The organism is Variovorax sp. 01T439_2, assembly GCF_056398445.1.
The window spans coordinates 1-2,591 of sequence record NZ_JBFTPJ010000854.1 but is presented as its reverse complement, the minus strand read 5'-3'; the positions used below and the strand labels follow the sequence as shown (position 1 = coordinate 2,591).

Annotated in this window: 2 protein-coding genes; both read left to right on the top strand. The window is 71.2% G+C overall.

Annotation, left to right across the window (positions count from 1 at the left end; genetic code table 11):
* The coding region (locus AC1DOC_RS28795) for a DNA ligase-associated DEXH box helicase (RefSeq protein ID WP_478131030.1) at positions 1 to 781 on the top strand (781 nt) is incomplete at its 5' end.
* A complete protein-coding gene (locus tag AC1DOC_RS28790; RefSeq protein ID WP_015867619.1) occupies positions 778 to 2,433 on the top strand; it encodes an ATP-dependent DNA ligase in 1,656 nt (551 codons plus the stop codon). The genes AC1DOC_RS28795 and AC1DOC_RS28790, both read left to right, overlap by 4 nt.
* Positions 2,434 to 2,591: the final 158 nt, after the last annotated feature.

Below are 2,591 nucleotides of genomic sequence, written 5' to 3'. Positions count from 1 at the left end.
CTACAAGACCGAGCCCGACGGCACCTGCGCGCCCTTCGAGCCCGTGCCCTGCGACACCTTCATCACCGAGTCGACCTTCGGCCTGCCGATCTACCGCTGGCCCACGCAGGCGGCACTGTTCGCCGAGATCGACGCCTGGTGGCGCGCCAATGCCGAGGCCGGCCGCGCATCGGTGCTGTTCTGCTATGCCTTCGGCAAGGCGCAGCGCATCCTGCATGGCGTGGACGCATCGATCGGGCCGATCGTGGTGCACGGCGCCGTGGAGCCGCTCAACGCGGTGTACCGCGCCGCGGGCGTGGCCTTGCCGCAGACGCTGCGCGTGACCGATGCGGGCGTCGATGCCGCGCTGCTCAAGCGCGCGCTGGTGCTCGCGCCGCCCTCGGCCCAGGGAACGCCATGGATGCGCCGCTTCGGCCACCATGCCGATGCCTTCGCGAGCGGCTGGATGCAACTGCGCGGCACGCGCCGCCGGCGCGGCGTGGACCGCGGCTTCGTGATGTCGGACCACGCCGACTGGCCCGGCCTGCAACAGGCCATCGCGGGCACGGGGGCCGAGCGGGTGTTCGTCACCCACGGCAGCGTGGCGGTGATGGTGCGCTGGCTCAGCGAGAACGGGTTGGAGGCGCAGGGCTTCAGGACCGAGTACGGCGATGAAGACGACGAGCAGGAAACTCCCTCCCCTTCCGGGGGAGGGCCGGGGAGGGGGCAAGCGGCGCCCGATGCGGACGCAGCCGGCCCCCATCCCAGCCTTCCCCCGGAAGGGGAAGGGGCAGAGCCATGAAGGACTTCGCCGCGCTCTACCGCGAGCTCGACGCCAGCACCTCGAGCCTTGCCAAGCAGGCCGCGCTGCAGCGCTACCTGCGCGAGGCCGATCCGGCCGATGCCGCCTGGGCCGTGTACTTCCTCGCCGGCGGCAAGCCGCGCCAGCTGGTGCCCACCAAGCTGCTGCGGCTGCTCGCGCAGGAGGCCGCGGGCCTGCCCGAATGGCTGTTCGACGAGAGCTACGAGGCGGTCGGCGACCTGGCCGAAACCATCGCGCTGCTGCTGCCGCCGCCCACCGAGGCGCATGACCTCGGCCTGGCGCGCTGGGTCGAGGAGCACCTGCTGCCGCTGCGCGAGGCCGGCAAGGCGGCGCCGGACGAACTGCCCGCGCGGCTGCGCGCGCAGTGGCGCCAGCTCGCGGCCGAAGAGCGGCTGGTGTACTTCAAGCTCATCACCGGCGCCTTCCGCGTGGGCGTGTCGAAGCTGCAGGTCACCCAGGCGCTCGCGGGCGTGGGCGGCATCGATCCCAAGCGCGTGGCGCAGCGCCTCATGGGCTACACCCACATCGGCGGCCGGCCGCGCGCGGAAGACTACCGCGCGCTGATCGCGCCGGAGTCGGGCGCGGAGCAGGTGCAAAAAACCAGCGGGCAGCCCTACCCGTTCTTTCTTGCGCATGCCTTCAACCTGCCGCTCGAACAATTCGATGCTGTGCTCGGCCCGCCGGCCGGCTGGATCGTCGAATGGAAGTGGGACGGCATCCGCGCGCAGCTGGTCAAGCGCGCGGGCGCCAGCTGGCTGTGGTCGCGCGGCGAGGAACTGGTGACCGAGCGCTTTCCCGAGCTGGCCGTGCTGGGCGATGCGCTGCCCGACGGCACGGTGCTCGACGGCGAGATTGCCGTCTGGCGCGACGACCGCGTGCAGCCCTTCGCGGAGCTGCAGAAACGCATCGGCCGCAAGACGCTGGGCGCGAAGCTGCTGCGCGAGATCCCGGTGGTGCTGCTGGCCTACGACATCCTCGAATGGGAAGGGCGCGACCTGCGCGCGCTGCCTCAATCGGAGCGCCGGCTCTTGCTCGACGAACTCGTCACGCGCATGCAGCACCCGTCGCTGCTGCCGAGCCCGATGCTCACCGGCATCGCGTGGAGCGACTTCGCACGCCAGCGCGAAGCCGCGCGCAGCCTGGGCGTGGAGGGCATGATGCTCAAGCGCCGCGACGCGCAGTACGGCGTGGGCCGCACCAAGGACGTGGGCGTGTGGTGGAAGTGGAAGATCGATCCGCTCAGCATCGACGCCGTGCTCGTCTACGCGCAGCGCGGCCACGGCCGGCGCGCGAGCCTCTACAGCGACTACACCTTCGCCGTCTGGGATGGCCCGCCCGAACAGGGGGACCGCAAGCTCGTGCCCTTTGCCAAGGCCTATTCGGGCCTGACCGACGCCGAGATGGCGCGCGTGGACGCGATCATCCGCAAGACCACCGTCGAAAGCTTCGGCCCGGTGAAGAGCGTCAAGCCCACGCTGGTGTTCGAGCTCGGCTTCGAAGGCATTGCGCGCAGCACGCGCCACAAGAGCGGCATCGCGGTGCGCTTTCCGCGCATGCTGCGCTGGCGCGAGGACAAGCCGGTGGCGGAGGCCGATACCTTGCAGACGCTCGCCGCGTTGCTGCCGTCATGACCGCGCCCGTGGACCCTGAATTTCTCCCTCCCCTCCCGGGGGAAGGCCGGGGTGGGGGCAAGCGGCGCACCACGAACCCGCCGCCTGTCGTCGAAGGCCGCGAGCCCCCATCCCTGCCTACCCCCGGAAGGGGAAGGAGCAAGGCAGCGGTAGTCAAG

What these genes read in the sequence shown, in the direction of transcription:
- AC1DOC_RS28790 (WP_015867619.1), top strand. Translation starts at nt 778, where the DNA reads ATGAAGGACTTCGCCGCGCTCTACCGCGAGCTCGACGCCAGCACCTCG.